Source organism: Spiribacter salilacus (assembly GCF_009649225.1).
In the GTDB taxonomy this organism is placed as follows: domain Bacteria; phylum Pseudomonadota; class Gammaproteobacteria; order Nitrococcales; family Nitrococcaceae; genus Spiribacter; species Spiribacter salilacus.
On sequence record NZ_WJPP01000001.1, the window covers coordinates 427,238 to 442,516 of the forward strand.

The 15,279-nt window shown below is 53.2% G+C and carries 18 protein-coding genes; 2 read left to right on the forward strand and 16 right to left on the reverse strand.

What is annotated here, in order from left to right:
• Positions 1-2: 2 nt before the first annotated feature.
• Positions 3-1,373 carry a nicotinate phosphoribosyltransferase gene (locus GH984_RS02135; protein WP_153718554.1) on the forward strand — a complete coding sequence of 457 codons (1,371 nt, stop codon included), beginning with the start codon at positions 3-5 and terminating at the stop codon, positions 1,371-1,373.
• A 12-nt stretch (positions 1,374-1,385) separates the two neighbouring features.
• Here the strand turns inward: GH984_RS02135 and GH984_RS02140 are convergent, their stop codons facing one another.
• Positions 1,386-1,697, reverse strand: coding sequence for an H-NS histone family protein (locus tag GH984_RS02140; RefSeq protein ID WP_153718555.1), 312 nt, complete (start codon positions 1,695-1,697; stop codon positions 1,386-1,388).
• A 110-nt stretch (positions 1,698-1,807) separates the two neighbouring features.
• Here GH984_RS02140 and GH984_RS02145 point away from each other — a divergent pair, with 110 nt between their 5' ends.
• Positions 1,808-3,013 (forward strand): hypothetical protein, encoded by a 1,206-nt coding sequence (locus GH984_RS02145; RefSeq protein ID WP_153718556.1) that lies wholly within the window; start codon positions 1,808-1,810, stop codon positions 3,011-3,013.
• On the opposite strand, the gene pdxH is transcribed toward GH984_RS02145, so the two are convergent.
• The 15 genes from pdxH to GH984_RS02220 form a co-directional block, all read right to left on the reverse strand.
• A complete protein-coding gene (gene pdxH / locus GH984_RS02150) occupies positions 3,000-3,590 on the reverse strand; it encodes a pyridoxamine 5'-phosphate oxidase (protein ID WP_153718557.1) in 591 nt (196 codons plus the stop codon). The genes GH984_RS02145 and pdxH overlap by 14 nt on opposite strands.
• Positions 3,583-4,866 (reverse strand): NfeD family protein, encoded by a 1,284-nt coding sequence (locus GH984_RS02155; protein WP_153718558.1) that lies wholly within the window; start codon positions 4,864-4,866, stop codon positions 3,583-3,585. The genes pdxH and GH984_RS02155 overlap by 8 nt, the downstream gene beginning before the upstream one ends.
• 38 nt (positions 4,867-4,904) lie before the next feature.
• Positions 4,905-5,555: an adenylate kinase gene (gene adk, locus GH984_RS02160; RefSeq protein WP_153718559.1), complete on the reverse strand. Its 651-nt coding sequence runs from the start codon at positions 5,553-5,555 to the stop codon at positions 4,905-4,907.
• 18 nt (positions 5,556-5,573) lie between these two features.
• On the reverse strand, positions 5,574-6,734 hold the full coding sequence (gene bamB, locus GH984_RS02165; RefSeq protein WP_153718560.1) for an outer membrane protein assembly factor BamB: 1,161 nt from the start codon (positions 6,732-6,734) through the stop codon (positions 5,574-5,576).
• On the reverse strand, positions 6,731-7,360 hold the full coding sequence (locus GH984_RS02170) for a YfgM family protein (RefSeq protein ID WP_153718561.1): 630 nt from the start codon (positions 7,358-7,360) through the stop codon (positions 6,731-6,733). The genes bamB and GH984_RS02170 overlap by 4 nt, the downstream gene beginning before the upstream one ends.
• Entirely contained in the window at positions 7,350-8,660 is a 1,311-nt protein-coding gene (hisS, locus tag GH984_RS02175) for a histidine--tRNA ligase (RefSeq protein ID WP_369691894.1), read from the reverse strand. The genes GH984_RS02170 and hisS overlap by 11 nt, the downstream gene beginning before the upstream one ends.
• Positions 8,661-8,687: 27 nt before the next feature.
• The gene (locus GH984_RS02180; protein ID WP_153718562.1) at positions 8,688-9,539 is read right to left on the reverse strand and encodes a helix-turn-helix domain-containing protein; all 852 of its coding nucleotides are present in this window, start codon (positions 9,537-9,539) and stop codon (positions 8,688-8,690) included.
• A 5-nt stretch (positions 9,540-9,544) separates the two neighbouring features.
• Positions 9,545-10,297, reverse strand: coding sequence for a type IV pilus biogenesis/stability protein PilW (gene pilW / locus GH984_RS02185; RefSeq protein ID WP_172973137.1), 753 nt, complete (start codon positions 10,295-10,297; stop codon positions 9,545-9,547).
• Positions 10,294-11,400, reverse strand: coding sequence for a dual-specificity RNA methyltransferase RlmN (gene rlmN, locus GH984_RS02190; RefSeq protein ID WP_153718564.1), 1,107 nt, complete (start codon positions 11,398-11,400; stop codon positions 10,294-10,296). Before rlmN ends, pilW begins: the two co-directional genes overlap by 4 nt.
• Positions 11,375-11,803 (reverse strand): nucleoside-diphosphate kinase, encoded by a 429-nt coding sequence (ndk, locus tag GH984_RS02195; protein WP_153718565.1) that lies wholly within the window; start codon positions 11,801-11,803, stop codon positions 11,375-11,377. Before ndk ends, rlmN begins: the two co-directional genes overlap by 26 nt.
• A gap of 76 nt (positions 11,804-11,879) precedes the next feature.
• Positions 11,880-12,206 carry a HesB/IscA family protein gene (locus tag GH984_RS02200; protein ID WP_153718566.1) on the reverse strand — a complete coding sequence of 109 codons (327 nt, stop codon included), beginning with the start codon at positions 12,204-12,206 and terminating at the stop codon, positions 11,880-11,882.
• Positions 12,203-12,529 (reverse strand): iron-sulfur cluster assembly scaffold protein, encoded by a 327-nt coding sequence (locus GH984_RS02205; RefSeq protein WP_153718567.1) that lies wholly within the window; start codon positions 12,527-12,529, stop codon positions 12,203-12,205. Before GH984_RS02205 ends, GH984_RS02200 begins: the two co-directional genes overlap by 4 nt.
• A 1-nt stretch (position 12,530) precedes the next feature.
• Positions 12,531-13,748, reverse strand: coding sequence for a cysteine desulfurase family protein (locus GH984_RS02210; RefSeq protein WP_153718568.1), 1,218 nt, complete (start codon positions 13,746-13,748; stop codon positions 12,531-12,533).
• Positions 13,738-14,502 carry a serine O-acetyltransferase gene (gene cysE, locus GH984_RS02215; protein WP_153718569.1) on the reverse strand — a complete coding sequence of 255 codons (765 nt, stop codon included), beginning with the start codon at positions 14,500-14,502 and terminating at the stop codon, positions 13,738-13,740. Before cysE ends, GH984_RS02210 begins: the two co-directional genes overlap by 11 nt.
• A gap of 5 nt (positions 14,503-14,507) precedes the next feature.
• Positions 14,508-15,254, reverse strand: a complete 747-nt coding sequence (locus tag GH984_RS02220) for an RNA methyltransferase (RefSeq protein WP_172973138.1) — start codon at positions 15,252-15,254, stop codon at positions 14,508-14,510.
• Between the last annotated feature and the right edge of the window lie 25 nt (positions 15,255-15,279).

Consider the following 15,279-nt stretch of genomic DNA (forward strand, 5'->3'; position numbering starts at 1 on the left):
GCATGGTCCACAAAAAACGGATTAATCTTGAGCAGTCACCGCTGCTAACTGACCTCTACGAGCTGACCATGCTACAAACCTACTATGAGCATGGCATGACCGATGAGGCCGTGTTTGAGCTTTTTATGCGGCAAACACCAAACCGGCATTTCTTTGTAGCAGCAGGCATGCAAACTGCTGTTGATTGGCTTGAGCACCTGCAATTCAAGCCGCAAGAGCTGGATTGGATGACACAAACCGGGCTTTTTTCAAAGGCTTTTATCGATCAGATGGCCACGTTCCGCTTTACGGGCGATATGAACGCCATTGCCGAAGGTGAAGTCGTTTTTCCAGAGGAGCCCCTGATTCAAGTCATCGCGCCACTACCTGAGGCTCAATTTATCGAATCACGTTTAATGAACATTATTCATTATCAGACGTTGATTGCCAGCAAAGCCGCACGCTGCCAAATCGCCGCGCAAGGAACGCCTATTGTTGATTTTGGCATGCGTAGAGCGCACGGTGGTGAAGCTGGGCTATGGGCTGCCCGCTCCTGCTATCTGGCAGGATTCACCTCAACGGCCACCTGTTTGAGCAGTGCCCGATACAACATACCCCCCGCCGGCACCATGGCGCATGCATTTATTTTGGCGCATGACAGCGAACTACAAGCCTTTGAGCGATTTGCCCGAAGCCATCCCGATAACGTGGTCTTACTCATTGACACCTATAACGTGGCCCGAGGTGCCCAACGTGTTGTAGAGCTAGCGTCTCGGTTAGCGGCAGATGGCATTCGTATACATGGCGTTAGAATCGACAGCGGTGATCTGATTGCCAACGCTAAAAAGGCACGTCAAATACTCGATGCCGGTGGCCTGAGCGACACGCGAATTATCGTGAGTGGTGGGCTTGACGAGCACCGCATTGCAGAGCTGATTTTAGACGGTGCCCCCATTGATGGGATCGGTGTTGGCTCAAATGTCGACACATCGGCCGACGCACCGTTCCTCGACTCCGCTTACAAACTCCATTACTTCAATGGCACGCCTCGCGGAAAGCATGCGGAAGGTAAAACCGACTTGCCAGGCCAGAAACAGATTTTTAGGCGCAAAGACGCAAACGGCTATTTAAAGGAAGATCTCATCGCATTGAGTGATGAGCATCATGAGGGAGAAGCGCTGATCATCCCGATCATGCGAAACGGCCAGGTTTTACCAGAGCAAACGGCATCACTCGACTTAGAATCGGCCCGAGCCCGCTGCGCAAAGTCCATTCAAGCGTTACCTAAATCACTGCAGGCTCTTGAGGCAGAATCGGCGAATTACCCGGTCAAACTATCAAAGGGCCTGCAAGCGATGCAGGCCACACTGAAAGAACAGGCAACCGCCGATTAAAGACTAAACTGATTAAGCAATACGTAGGTCTTCGATCGAGCGACCCGCCGATTCCCAAGCTTTTACCCACGCTGGCTTACGCCCACGACCAGACCAAGTCTGGCTGGCATCGTTAGGATTCTGAAATTGCGCCGCTGCCTTTTTGCGTGCACGCACTGGGGCACCGCCAACAAGATCAGCTAGATTAAAGCCATAAGACTCAGCAACCTTTTTGAGTTCCTGCTGCGCCCGCTTCGCATTTTCTTTTTTACGATTTACAATTTCTTTATCAATATCTTTTTTAATTTGATCAAGCTGCTCAATGGTGTAATTAGAAAGATCCATATCATCCTCAGTAAATTTTGACTAGGTAGCCTGGAAAGAAACGATGTATAATCTAGTCAATATCGCCGTAAAAAACAACTCTTTTAGCCGTTTTTAAAAGGGGCTTGTCGATGAATGTCGCCCTATCAGCCACGCCTGCTGCGCTTGCTGTAGAAATTGATCCCAGCATTGCTTTACAGAACCTTCCACCTGAGCCATTAAATAGAGAAAGCGCAGAAATACTTGCCAACGTCATTGCCGATGACTTACGCCGCATCTTAGGCGATGAAGTGATGCAGGCCGGGATAGTTGTGCCCGCAGCTCTATATGGTATCACTGAACTGATTCGGCCTGGGCTACCGATGGTTGAACTGATGCTCGATCTCTACCGTGGCAGTCTGCGAGGCGGCTTATTTGAGCCTCAACTTTTAGCGCTAGGATCCGCAGCAGGGCGATTTGCGCCACCTGCATTAGCACCGCAAAGAGCCCCAGGCACCGGTCCCTTGTTGCTTATTCCGTTTTCATTAGTTGCACCTGGGCCCAAAATTGATGCTATTCGTCAATCGATCGAAAGTGATTTATTAGAAAAAGGCAAACCTGCTTTATTAACAGATCGAACTATTCGTCAGCTATTTGGTATTGAACCCCTTAATCTGACCTATGCAAGTTTTAACGATCTCTCAGCAATGCTTAAAGTTCAACTTGATTATGTGGGGTTTGGCGCATTGTGGTCTTTATTGGAAGCTTCGCTTTATCGACCCGATGAAATCACGATTCAAAAGACAGACCTGCGCAATCTTTTCATTGCTCATGCAGGCCAAGTATTTTCTCCTTTTTTAACGCTTGATCAATGGGCTGATTCAGTTGAAAGCTACGAGCAATGGTTAAAAATGCAACGCCAAACGATGGCAATGCTCAAAGCTCATGGCGTTGAATTTATTGAATGCACCGCGCCAGATGGAATTTTTGCAGAAAATGTCGAGGTAGCCCTATCCGTTGCGCAAGCCCATGCAATGGCTAACGATCAATCTTTTTTTGAAGAAAGATCAGCAACGGACAACACAACAGGGCCTATAGACCAACCAAACGCCAGCCACATCCTTTTGACCGAGCAATGGAGTGATGATTTAGGGCCCATTGCCTACACAATAACGCTGCAAACCGAAAATGGTGAGGTCTTAGCGCAACTCAATGACTACCCTCTGCGCCCTGATGGGGCTCAAGACATTCTTCAGACCTGGGAGAAATATGCCGCCGCGCATGACGCGGAGTTGAACGTAATGAAACCCAAACGGATTTTGACGGCCGGCAATCCACCAAAACTTACGGGTAGATAACCGCCCATTGCCACTCACCGGATTCATCAAGGAAATACCGATCACGATCATGTAGGCGGCCTTCTCGCCCCTGCCAGAACTCAATCATCCGCGGGGTCAGACAATAGCCAGTCCAATGCGGCGGTCTTTCAACCTCACGATCTTTGTATAACGTCTCATAATGTTCAAGACGGGCATCAAATGCTTCCCTACTCGGCAAGACTTGCGATTGCAACGAAGCCCAGGCACCAAGCTGACTCAGGCGCGGCCGGCTAGCAAAGTAAGCATCCGCTTCTTGATCACTCACCGTGGCAACATCGCCCTCAATCAGGATTTGGCGTGCCAAAGGCGCCCAATGAAACACCAATGCAGCCTGTGGATTGACCGTCAGCTGCTGGCCTTTACGACTCGTTGTATTGGTATAAAAAACGAACCCACGGGAATCGAACCCTTTCAGTAATACGGTGCGTGCCGCCGGGCTGCCATCTTCACGTGCGGTGGCAAGCGTCATCGCATTGGCTTCTAGCACTTGCTCATGCTTATCAGCCACCTCAAACCATTCTTGAAAACGTGATAATGCCTCAACCAAATCAGTCATCTAATTTCTCAACTTGTAGAATTAAATCGTGCCAATTGCGAATAATAACGCGATCACCCACAGCAAGCGGCTCCGTGCACTCTGCCAACCAGTTCTCCCCTTCAACCCGCACTCGCAGCTTTGGTGTTACGGCGATCACCTCGCCTTCGGTATTCAACATGTGATCGGTACCGCCCACTGAACGCCGCCGAAACGCACGCAACGCCAGCATTGCCGTGCCCATAAACACCACTAAACTCGACGCCGTCACACCAGCCACTAGCCACATCGACAGTTCAAAACCCGGGCCGGCCGTATCAAATAACATTAAAGAGCCTAGGGCAAATGCAATCACACCACCTACGCCCATTGCTCCGAAGGACGGCACTAGGGCCTCACCAATCATTAACAGCACACCTAACGCTAGCAGCCCTAGGCCGGCTAAATTAATCGGTAGCGCCTGCAGCGCATAAAGCGCCAGAAGCAAAGAGATGGCACCAATGGTGCCGGGCACCAATGACCCGGGATTAGCCAGTTCGAAGATTAACCCGTAGATCCCCACCAGCATCAAAATATACGCAACGTTGGGGTTAGTAACGGCAGCAAGCAACCGCTGCCGCCAATCCGGCAGCCGGTCGGTGATACGTGCTTCTGATAAGTTCAACGTCTGCTCACCACTGTCTAATTCAACAGAAACACCGTCAAAACGACTTAGCAGTTCAGTGGTATCAGCAACGACGGCATCAATGACATTTTCATTCAGCGCCGCATCCGCCGATAGGCTGACTGATTCTCTCACCGCACGCTCCGCCCACTCTGCATTGCGTCCACGCAACTCTGCTAAAGAGCGAATATACGCCACCGCATCATTAATCATTTTGCGCTCGGAAGCGCTTAACTCCGACTCAGACTCTTCGGCGGCGCCGATCTGCACTGGCGTCGCGGCACCCAGGTTAGTGCCTGGTGCCATCGCTGCAAGGTGAGAGCCATATAGAATATAGGTGCCCGCACTGGCGGCACGGGCGCCGGAGGGCCCTACATAGCCAAGAATAGGAACCTGAGATGCCAGAATGGCCTGAATGATGTCTCGCATCGCCGAATCAAGGCCGCCCGGCGTGTCCATCTGCAGGATAACCGCCGATGCGCCGTCCACTGCGGCCGTTTCAATGCCATCAACCACATACTCCGCTGTCGCTGGACCAATCGCACCGTTAATAACAAGCCGGTGCACGTCGTCCGCCGACGCTGATGCGGAGAAAAAGACAAAAAGAAAGGCCGCCCACAAGCTATATCTCATAGATACTAAGATCGCCTTAGCCGTAGACGGTTCCCTCCTCACTCTAAGGCGTTGATAATTCTCTGTCGCACCGCCTCAATTGAGCCATTGCCATCAATGGCCACATAGCGAGTGTGAATATCAGGCGATTCAGAAAGCTTCTGATAGTAATCCACCAGCGGGCGGGTTTGCTCATGATAAACCGCAAGCCGCTGCCGCACCGTCTCTGCTCGATCGTCATCACGCTGTACGAGCGGCTCTCCAGTTACATCGTCAACACCGGGTGAGGCAGGCGGCGCATTATCGATATGATAAACCCGACCTGATCCGGGGTGAACGCGACGGCCCGCCATACGATTGACGATATCTTCATCATCAACCTGCAACTCTACAACCGCGTCAATATCGACTTTTGCAGCCCGTAGCGCATCAGCCTGCGCAATCGTGCGCGGAAATCCATCAAATAAAAAACCATCACGACAATCGTCTGCCTGAATTCGCTCTTTAACCAGGCCAATAATGATATCGTCAGATACCAACTCACCCGCGTCCATTACCGCCTTTGCTGCCAATCCAAGCTCAGAGCCGGCCTTAACTGCCGCGCGCAACATATCACCGGTAGAAATCTGGGGTATGCCATAGGCCTCACATAGGCCTGCAGCCTGCGTTCCTTTTCCTGCCCCAGGAGGCCCTAGAAGAATCATACGCATCCTGCTCTCTCCTGCGTTTTAGTTTTCTATTTCTAGCGCTTGCAACCGTCCATCAAGATCCAGCACGTACGCTATATTATTGTTCACAACAGGCCTTGCGGTAATCCGGGCAGAGCCAATTGACCGCCGCGCCAATATCCGACCTGAGTCAGTATCCACCCAGTAAACATTGCCATCGGAACCACCAAACAGCAAAAATTCACCATGTCTGACAGGCGCTGAGAGCTCGAGTCCTGCAAGCGCATCAAGGCGCCATACCGTTGCGCCATTGCTCCGATCTAAGCCCCAGAGCTGCCCCTCATCATCAGTGACATACACCTTGTCTTGGTCAACGCTAATACCACCGAGTACTGAAATCGGCCGTGCCCAAACAATCTCACCATTGCTGAGCCGCATTCCAACCAAGCGCCCCTGATAACTCCCCGCATACAACGCACTACCCGACACCACTGGGTCGGCATCGATATCAACCATGCGATCTAGGTCTGTTCGACCCTCGGGGGCGCTGACGGTGGCCTCCCATGCCGGTGAGCCCTCAGTTAAATCGAGCGCACTGATTCGGCCATTCTCAAAGCCTGCAACCACCCCGTTGCGCACAAAAACAGGCGCTGAGTGCCCTCTTACACTAAGCGCCGGCACGCTTCTACGATAAAGCCATTGACGCTCTCCGCTCTGCGCATCAAGAACAAAAACTGCGCCATCTCCCGTACGGGTTGCCACGGCCCCTTGCTCAATCTGCGGTGGGGCAAGAATTTCGCTGCCAACCACCGCATCCCACTGCAGATCACCGGTTTGCGCACTCACCGCAATGAGGCGGCCATCCCGCGTTCCTACAACAACAAGTCCTTCACCAACGCCAACAGCGCCAGAAATTACGCCATCGACGGTGAACGTCCACTCGTTCCGGCCCGTTTCCAAATTCAACGCCGCTATCTCACCGCTGGCGGAAGCCGCAAAAATCCGCGACCCATCCGTTGCCAATTCAAGTCGATCATTGGCTTGATCAACCCCACCAATGCGTGTGCGCCACAGCGAACTAACGCCGGGTCGATCATCGGGGAGCTCTACAGCGGGGGCTGAAACCGCCTCAATTGGATCGATACGCGGCGTGCCCCCACAAGCGGCAAGCGTTAGAACCATTAGCGTGATTGCAATCAGGGAAATAGCAGGATGTCTCATGATGTTGGCCGCTCCCCAAGATCACCAAGCTTTAGCTCAACCAATGCACGTCGCTGACCTTGCGCTAACTCTCTGGCTTCTTGATAGGCATTAATTGCTGCCTCCCGCTCACCCAGCGCTCGATTTAAATCGCCTTTGAGTTCAAGATAACGCCCCGCTAGCAAGCCCTCCGGTAGTGGATCAAGCAAAGCGAGCGCCTCGGCATCTTCACCGGCCGCCATCAGCGCCTCAGCTCGGCGTAAACGAACCAAGTCAGAGAAAACACCATCAGCTGCCTGTGCACTGACTTGGCTCAAGGTATCGGCAGCGGCTTGCGCTTCATCTGCACGCATTTGATGGGCCGCAATGGCAAGCCCTGAGAATGCTAGATACGGACTGCGGGCGTGCTGATCTTGTAAGCTCGAGAACTGCTCCAGAGCAGCGTTAGCATCCTGATCGCGTAAATTGGCCAAGACGGCGGCGTACTCACTGGCCGCCGCTGCTTGCTGCCTGGACTCCCAAGCACCCCACTGCTGCCAACCAATGACAATGGCAATAGCGGCACCTGCGCCAATTAAGACCGCTCGGCCATTTCTTCGCCACCAATCGCGAATCTCTTCGAGTTGTTCCTCGTCCTCATACGCCATCGCGCAGTCTCCGTTCGTCTGTTGGTTGAGCAAAGCGCTCGCTCAAATCCTGTATCAAATCCTGCTGCGTAATCGTAACCTGTCCTTGCTCAGCTCGCAGCGATTTTACGGTAACAGATTCATTGGCTACTTCAGCTTCACCCAGAATCAAAGCAAGTTGTGCACCGCTTCGATCCGCTCGCCTAAGCTGAGCTTTCATTGAGCCGCCACCGGTAACAAGCTGCAATCTTAGCCACGGCAAAGCTGACCGAATCGACTCTGCAAGCCCAGTCGCTTGCACCGCATAATCGGGGGTGCCGATTACTAGGGTACAGTGGGGTGTTTCTGTAGCCGGCGCATGACCCGCGTCAGTCACCAGCGCCACTAGGCGCTCTACCCCTGCTGCAAAGCCAATAGCTGGTGTGGGTTTACCCCCAATCATCTCTACCAATGCGTCGTATCGCCCCCCCGCAAGGACCGTTCCTTGCGCGCCCAGGTTGTCGCTAATCCACTCAAAAACGGTGCCGCCATAGTAATCGAGCCCACGTACCAACCGGGGGTTAATGACAAACTCAACACCGGCCGCCTGCAGGTGCGCTTGCAAACCTGCAAAATGCGCTCCATCGGCTTCATCCAGATAGTCGTGTAAGTCTGGCGCATCTTTAATAATTGCCTGCACAGCGGGATTTTTGCTATCCAAGATTCTTAAGGGATTGGTGTATAAGCGCCGCTGTGCTTCAGCATCAAGCGTATCGTGATGTTGCTCCAAATACTGAATGAGCGCTGCTCGATAGCGCCCTCGCGACTCGCTATTACCTAGGTTGTTGATCTCTAAACGGAGATTTTGAATGCCCAAGCCGTTAATCAGAATTCGACGTGTCAGTGCAATCAGTTCGGCATCAAGGTCAGGCCCCGGCAGGCCAAACGCCTCCGCACCGATTTGGTGAAACTGCCGATAGCGTCCTTTTTGCGGGCGCTCATGTCGAAACATAGGGCCGGCATACCACAAACGCGGTTGCGCATTATGCAAAAGCCCCTGCTGCAGCGCCGCTCGTAAACAACCCGCTGTCCCTTCAGGCCGTAGCGTCAAGCTGTCGCCATTGCGATCGTCGAAGGTATACATCTCCTTTTCGACGATATCGGTGACCTCACCAATTGCTCGCTTAAACAGGGCGGTTTTTTCAACGACTGGAAGACGAATCTCTTGATATCCATAGCGGATAAGTTCCTGCCGGAAAACCGATTCAACCCAGTGCCAACAAGGCGTTTCATCGGGAAGAATATCACTAAAGCCACGAATGCTCTGAATGGCGTCGCTCACGCGAACCTCTTACGGTTTACTAGGAGTTTAGGGCCGATCCAGTGTGAACCGGGCGACATTTCCACGTGAATACTGCTCAAGATCAACCGGCGTACCATCAAGCTCAGCAGTCACATTCGCGGTGTTTCCAATCACAATGGTAAAGGGTGGCAGACCCGTGACTTCACGCTGACCTTGACCCTCCATGCCAAACAGCAAACGGGCACCTTCAACATCGCGAACCTCTAGCCATGAATCACCGCTCAATTCAAACGACAAAGTCATCTGATCAGCTGAATCAGTGGCAGCCTGCGGCTCAGGCTCAGGCTCCGGTTCTGGCGCAGGCTCTGGCTCTGGCGCAGGCGTTGGCTCAGGCTCTGGCAACGGTTCTGGTTCTGGCTCTGGTTCTGGTTCTGGTTCGATGGCAGCAACGGGGGTTGTTTCTTCATTGAGCCAATCTGACTGGCTCAGCCACCACGCACCCACTCCTGCGATCGCTAAAATAGCAATTAACGCAACCGCCAACACCACATAACTTGGCACTGCCCGTGAACGAGCGTGCCTACTACCGCTGCTTGTACTCGCTGCACGAATCACCGGTTCGCGCTTGCTGCGCGCATCCGGCTTGATATCTATTTCATCAAGTCGCGCGAGCACTCGCACTTCATCAATACCCACCGCGCGCGCGTAGGCCCGATAATACCCTCGCGTGTAGGCCATAGGCGGCAGCGCATCTAAGTCATCTTTTTCAAGCGCCTCGATAATCCGATGGCCCAAGTGCAGTTGACTGGCAATACTTTCTATACTGCCGTCTTGACGAAGACGTTCATCCCGAAGTAACTGACCGGGCCCGGGTCGAGCAGCCGATGGATCCACTGCGATGTTCTCTGAATCAGTCATTTGTATTACCACGCATTAATATCAATCGCCTGCTTAGAACTCGGAAAATCATTTTCCAGTCTTGACCGATAGCGTGCACGTCCCTGTACATCCCCACTCGCTTTAGCGATGCGATATCCTAACAAAAGCTGTTGCGGTGATTCGCGTTTTAACGCAGTGTAGCGCGAAAAATAGGACTGCGCGGCGTTTAGTTCACCGAAAGCCAGCTCAACTTCGGCTAATCCAAACAGCGCGGGTGGGTAATTCGCTTGCTCTGCAATCGCTCGCTGCCAATAACCTCTTGCCTGATCCCATTGATCAGCTTCAAACAGACAGCGCCCTGCGTTGCTAAGGACTAGGGCTGGTTGGGGATACAAACGATCCGCCACAACGCGTTCAAAAATCTCAATCGCTTCATCCACTTGAGATTGACGACAAAGATACCCCGCATAATTATTCAGTACAGACGAATGACTGGGATTCTGCGCAAGCGCCTGCTCATAATGCCACCGCTCTGCATCACCGTTGTTTAGTCGCGCCTCAACTTCGGCCGCCACCAAATGGGCATTCACCGCTTGTGGGTTTTGCTCCAACGCCTTATCAACCTTTTCCTTTGCTAAGGCTAAATCGTCATTTTCTAGGTGATGAACAGCAATTTGAGCATTGATTTCAGCGGCTTTCAGCGCATCAGGAGTGGATAGTGATTTTGATGGAGACGTCGTGCAGCCCATGGCCAACAGAAGACCGATAGCGCATAAAACACCGCTCAGGCGTATCAACTACGACTCGCTGTGGCGCCACCGCGCCCCCGATTACGCAGGTTAATCACCTGCCCCACCAGCTGACCACAAGCACCGTCAATATCTTGGCCACGCGTACGCCGAATGGTGGTAATGAATCCAGCCCGCTGAAGGCGATCGGCAAACCGCATAATTCGATCACGAGGCGAGCAACGGTAATCCGACCCAGGAAAGGGATTAAAAGGAATCAAATTGATTTTGGAGGGTACATCCCGCAACAGCTCAATTAGCTGATCGGCATGCTCACGATGATCGTTCACGCCATCGAGCATGACATATTCCCAGTAGATGCAACGATGCGGTGTACGGTCACAATAATGCTTGCACGCAGGAATCAGCTCCGCAAGGGGGTATTTTTGGTTGATTGGAACAATTTCGTCTCGCAACGCGTCGTTAGGCGCATGCAAAGAAACCGCCAAACTGATATTGCTTTGCTCAGCCAATCGATACAATGCGGGCACCAAACCGACCGTGGACAAAGTGACACGTCGCCGTGACAGCCCCCATGCGAAAGGATCCACCATTAAATTGGTGGCCGCTACCACATTGCGAAAATTAGCCAGCGGCTCACCCATCCCCATCATCACAACATTTGTTACACGCCGTCCGCGCCCCTCTTGCTCGAGCGCTTGCGTGGCATAATGAAGCTGCCCAATAATTTCACCGGCACTCAGGTTGCGATTAAACCCCTGCTTGCCTGTCGAGCAAAATTTGCAGTCGAGCGCACAACCCACCTGCGACGAAACGCATAATGTGCCGCGATCTCGCTCGGGAATGTAAACCGTTTCAACCGCATTGCCACCGCCTGAAGTCAGCAGCCATTTGCGGGTACCATCAGCCGACTCACGATCAAAAATGGCTTCAGGCAAACGCACGTTGGCGTGCTCAAGAATGCGCGCACGCAAACTTTTCGCCAAATCCGTCATCTGCTCAAAATCATAAACGCGTCGCTGATGGAGCCACTGCCGTAATTGCCGCCCGCGAAAGGGCTTCTCACCCCATTCCGCGAGCAGCAAATCCAGCCCCGGCCCGTCAAGACCGAGCAGGTCAATCGAATCAGGCGCGGCTGTGGAGTTCATCATCACCAAAGAAAAAGGCGATTTCCTCACGCGCGGTATCGACCGCATCAGAACCATGAACCGCGTTGGCATCAACCGTTTCTGCCAGATCATGGCGGATTGTGCCAGCCGCCGCCTCTGCAGGGTTGGTTGCGCCCATGATTTCACGGTTTTTCAAAATGGCCGACTCACCCTCAAGAACCTGCACCATCACTGGGCCCGAAATCATAAATGACACTAGATCGGCAAAAAATGGCCGCTCACGATGAACACCATAAAATGATTCGGCTTGCTCACGGGTCAGATGCATCATGCGCGCGGCAATAATCTGCAAGCCCGCCGTTTCAAAGCGACGGTAAATTTCACCAATGTAATTATTGGCCACGGCATCGGGTTTGATAATAGAAAGCGTACGCTCGCTGGACATTCAAAGCGCTCCTGTTAAATAAGAAAAACGGCGCTCAGTCTACCCAGCCAAAACACCCCGGGCAATTGCCATCCGACTATTGGACTGAGAAACTTTCTCCGCAACCACATTCTGCAGTCACGTTTGGATTCCGAAAGGCAAACCGCTCGTTTAAACCCTCCCGAATAAAATCGAGCTCCATCCCCTCAAGAAATGGCAAGCTCTTCTGATCAATCACAACCGCAACGCCATGCTGCTCTACTAACGTATCGTTGTCATCAACCGCTTCAGCATAGTCAACGGTATACATAAAGCCGGAGCAGCCAGAAGTACGCACCCCTAAGCGTAGGCCGACCCCACTGCCGTGCTCAGCCAATGCCTCTCGGATATGACTCGCTGCCCGTTCAGTCACCTGTATGCTCATGTTTCATCTCCTAGTGCTAGGCGCAGTGCATCTTCAATACACAACGCATCTCCTCTGCGTTCAACCGGCATTCCCGTTGCCTCAGCAAGCCAAAGTCCTGTAACGGAACTGGCCTCATCTATCGTACGACCGGTTAACCACTCCGCTAACCAGGCGGCGGCTTCAATAGTGGAATGCTCTGCAAAAACTTCAAACCGCACTTCTAAACCACCACTTGCCTGAGTTCGCAACCAACAATCGACCCGGCAGCCAATCTGCAATGACCCCGCACTTGCGTGCTGGAACCCCACCGCCTCTAACGGTGCGCCAAGGTAGTCACTCATTTCAAGCCACTTCAAGCGGGGTTGTCATACCATATACCTTATGGATACCCTCACCAGCTTCCAGTTCCCGCCAAATTGGTGAAATACCACGCAGCGTCGCAACAGCATCACCAATGCGCTGCACTGCCATATCAACCTCAGCGTTGGTTGAGAACCGACCAATGCTCATTCTAACCGTCGCATGAGCCAATGCATTCGGCCGCCCCATTGCACGAAGCACATGCGATGGACCCTGCTGGCTGCCGCAGGCCGAGCCATGACTAACTGCCAAGCCATCTAGTGCGTGTGCTAGCGCGGCCCCATGCACGCCTGGAAAGCTAAGGCTAAGAATGTGGGGCGCCAGCATCCCTTGGCCATTTATGACAACTTGACCAAGTGTCGACAACCCCTCCATTAACCGTGCTCTTAATGCATTTTGGCGATCTCGCTCAGCCTGATCGTCTGCAAAAGAATAAGCGGCGGCCATGCCTTTAATCAAAGGCACCGGTAATGTACCGGGGCGCCGCCCCGCCTGCTGCCCCCCACCATGCAATAAGGGCTCTAAGGCTAGGCTTGGGCAAGCATACAAGCCCCCGATCCCCTTCGGTCCATAGAACTTGTGGCCAGAAAAGGATAAAAAATCAATCTCATCGGCGCTAACGTCCACCGGTATACGGCCAACCGCCTGTGTGGCATCTACATGCAGCCGAGCGCCCACAGCACGAACCATTGGCGCAAGCGTCTTTAGGTCTTGAATTACCCCTGTTTCATTGTTAACCAGTGCAAGCGAAACTAAGGCGACATCCTCATCTAAAGCATCCTTGAGTACGCTTGGCAATAACTCACCTGACGGCGCCACGGGCAAAATGACCGCAGAAAAACCCCATTTTTCAGCAGCAAGTGCGGGTTCAATGGCGGCCGAATGGTCCGTGGCCAAGACGAGAATGCGCCGACGATCAGGAGCCCGGCTCAGCAAGGCTAGAGCGCTCCCAAGAATTGCCAGGTTATTGGCCTCGGTCGCCCCACTCGTCCAAATGAGCCCCGCCGGGTCTGCGTTAATTAGCTGCCCAATCGACTCGGCGGCCGCATCAACCTGACTGGCTGCTGCGGTGCCAAGCGCATGCGCACTGGAGGGGTTAGCAGCGCCTTCTAGCGACAGCGCGCACGCATTCATGACCGCTTGAACCCGTGGGTCCAGCGGCGTTGTTGCGGCATAGTCTAAATACGGCTCACTTGTCATCCATTCCACACGATTTAATGTCTGGGATGCGAGTGGTATCAACCTCTACCCCCAGCTCTCGCAGTGCTGCACACATCTCGTGTAATCGCGCGTCGGTGTGGTGCACGTGATCTAAAATGGCATTAATTGCGTTCGCAACGGGGTCTGGCATATCCCGGGTTGCGCCATAGGCCTCAAAACCAATCCGGCGGGCCGTTTCTGCGCGACGCTGATCCTCATCACTTAGCGCTGCAGGCTCTGATGCAATGCGCGCCACACGCGCGGGAATACCGACCATCGTGGCCTGGGCAGGCACGTCTTTAACCACCACCGCGTTTGAGCCAATACGTGCGCCAACGCCCACCTCAATTGGGCCTAGCACTTTGGCCCCAGCACCCACAACAACGTCACCCAACAATGTGGGGTGGCGTTTACCTTTTTCCCATGAGGTACCACCCAGTGTTACCCCTTGATACAGGGTGCAGTCATCACCCACCTCAGCGGTCTCACCGATGACCACACCCATGCCATGGTCAATAAAAAACCGCCGCCCAATTTTAGCGCCAGGATGGATTTCGATACCGGTAAACCAGCGTGACACCTGTGCTAAAAATTTTGCTAGCCAGCGAACGCGATGCCGCCACAACCAGTGCGTCACGCGGTGCATTAATAACGCATGCACGCCCGGGTAAGTGGTTAAGACATCAAGATAACCCCTCGCCGCGGGGTCTCGGTCAAAAACACAGCGAAGGTCTTCTTTGATCCTATGCAGCATGTTGCTTACTCACGTTGATGACCCTTCAGTATAACTAATCTTTTCAACAGACCGTGAAGCATGTCTACCTCAGCAACACTCGGCCTTGTGCGGTTAATGTAAGCGCGCAGGCGCAACCGGAGCGTTTCATGCGGCTGATCTCCCGCCATCTCCCCCATCGTCACCAGCTCATCAAAAAGGTTATGCAGTGCCTCTAAATGCCGCCCAGTTGCCAAGCTTTCTCTAGATCCGACTACCTCAGCTTCAGCGCTGACTGGGGTTAAACTCTGCGCACAAAAGAGCTCATAGGCCATAATCTGTACGGCGGCTGCTAAATTAAGCGCTGGATAGTCTGGGTTAGCCGGAATATGCACAAGCCGATGACAGCACCCAAGCTCTTCGTTCGTCAGACCAGTACGCTCACGCCCAAACAAAATCACGGTTGGCCCCTGCTCTGCCACAACCATCGCGGCCGCTTCTTTAGGGGTTAGGGCAGGCACACCATCACGCCTTGGCCTTGCCGTCAGACCCAAAACCAACGTTGAATCCACCACGGCACTTTGAATATCCGCATAAGAATGGGAATTGGCCAAAACATCGTCGGCATGCGCTGCCATGGCAATCGCCTGAGCATCAAGGTTGCATTGCGGGTCAACCAGCGTTAACTGCGATAAGGCCATGGTTTTCATTGCTCTTGCCGCCGCGCCGATATTCGCAGGATGGCTGGTACCCACCAGCACAATGCGACAGTTTGCGTTTAGTTTTGAAGTCACGTTCCCTCCGCTTGATGCATTACTG

What these genes read in the sequence shown, in the direction of transcription:
- GH984_RS02200 (WP_153718566.1), bottom strand. Translation starts at nt 12,206, where the DNA reads ATGAGCATACAGGTGACTGAACGGGCAGCGAGTCATATCCGAGAGGCA.
- GH984_RS02145 (WP_153718556.1), top strand. Translation starts at nt 1,808, where the DNA reads ATGAATGTCGCCCTATCAGCCACGCCTGCTGCGCTTGCTGTAGAAATT.
- GH984_RS02180 (WP_153718562.1), bottom strand. Translation starts at nt 9,539, where the DNA reads ATGACTGATTCAGAGAACATCGCAGTGGATCCATCGGCTGCTCGACCC.
- cysE (WP_153718569.1), bottom strand. Translation starts at nt 14,502, where the DNA reads ATGCTGCATAGGATCAAAGAAGACCTTCGCTGTGTTTTTGACCGAGAC.
- GH984_RS02135 (WP_153718554.1), top strand. Translation starts at nt 3, where the DNA reads ATGGTCCACAAAAAACGGATTAATCTTGAGCAGTCACCGCTGCTAACT.
- pdxH (WP_153718557.1), bottom strand. Translation starts at nt 3,590, where the DNA reads ATGACTGATTTGGTTGAGGCATTATCACGTTTTCAAGAATGGTTTGAG.
- GH984_RS02210 (WP_153718568.1), bottom strand. Translation starts at nt 13,748, where the DNA reads ATGACAAGTGAGCCGTATTTAGACTATGCCGCAACAACGCCGCTGGAC.
- GH984_RS02140 (WP_153718555.1), bottom strand. Translation starts at nt 1,697, where the DNA reads ATGGATCTTTCTAATTACACCATTGAGCAGCTTGATCAAATTAAAAAA.
- GH984_RS02155 (WP_153718558.1), bottom strand. Translation starts at nt 4,866, where the DNA reads ATGAGATATAGCTTGTGGGCGGCCTTTCTTTTTGTCTTTTTCTCCGCA.
- GH984_RS02170 (WP_153718561.1), bottom strand. Translation starts at nt 7,360, where the DNA reads ATGGCGTATGAGGACGAGGAACAACTCGAAGAGATTCGCGATTGGTGG.
- rlmN (WP_153718564.1), bottom strand. Translation starts at nt 11,400, where the DNA reads ATGATGAACTCCACAGCCGCGCCTGATTCGATTGACCTGCTCGGTCTT.
- GH984_RS02205 (WP_153718567.1), bottom strand. Translation starts at nt 12,529, where the DNA reads ATGAGTGACTACCTTGGCGCACCGTTAGAGGCGGTGGGGTTCCAGCAC.
- ndk (WP_153718565.1), bottom strand. Translation starts at nt 11,803, where the DNA reads ATGTCCAGCGAGCGTACGCTTTCTATTATCAAACCCGATGCCGTGGCC.
- bamB (WP_153718560.1), bottom strand. Translation starts at nt 6,734, where the DNA reads ATGAGACATCCTGCTATTTCCCTGATTGCAATCACGCTAATGGTTCTA.
- adk (WP_153718559.1), bottom strand. Translation starts at nt 5,555, where the DNA reads ATGCGTATGATTCTTCTAGGGCCTCCTGGGGCAGGAAAAGGAACGCAG.